This window comes from Pontibacter rugosus (assembly GCF_042678745.1).
Taxonomy (GTDB): Bacteria; Bacteroidota; Bacteroidia; order Cytophagales; family Hymenobacteraceae; genus Pontibacter; species Pontibacter rugosus.
The window spans coordinates 1-571 of the sequence record NZ_JBHTLD010000535.1; the positions used below are offsets into that span (position 1 = coordinate 1).

Below are 571 nucleotides of genomic sequence, written 5' to 3' on the forward strand. Positions count from 1 at the left end.
GGCAGAGATTACAGTACAAGTAGTAGCAACAGATGATCGAGAAGGTACTCCACCGGGGCAACATGCTCCGGGCATACACGCACGTTGTGGCCAACAAGGGTTCGGCCGGCGCGGACGGTATGCGGGTAGAGGAGCTGGCTTTGCACCTGAAAGAAAACAGGGGCGCCATCGCCACCGCCATCTGCAACGGCAGGTACCTGCCACAGCCCATCCTGGGGGTAGAGATACCCAAGAGCAACGGCAAGAGTCGTCTGCTGGGCATTCCCACCGTCACCGACCGCATGCTGCAACAGGCGGTTAACCAGGTGCTCACGCCGCTCTTTGAGCTAGAGTTCAGGGAGCACAGCTACGGCTTCCGCCCGGGCCGCAACGCCCACCAGGCCCTGCAGCAGGCGCACAAGTGCATCCATGAAGGCTATCAGCACATCGTGGACATCGACCTTGCCAACTTCTTTGACGAGGTGGACCACTGCCTGCTTTTGCAACTGCTCTACCGGAAGGTAAAATGCCCCCTGACCCTGCGCCTGATCCGTAAGTGGCTCCGGGCTCCCATCCTCATCAAAGGGAGACT

General features: G+C 59.7%; 1 protein-coding gene. It reads left to right on the top strand.

What is annotated here, in order from left to right:
- Positions 1 to 32: 32 nt before the first annotated feature.
- A partial coding sequence (locus ACFQ2O_RS22315) for a reverse transcriptase domain-containing protein (RefSeq protein WP_377533235.1) occupies positions 33 to 571 on the top strand: 539 nt, incomplete at its 3' end.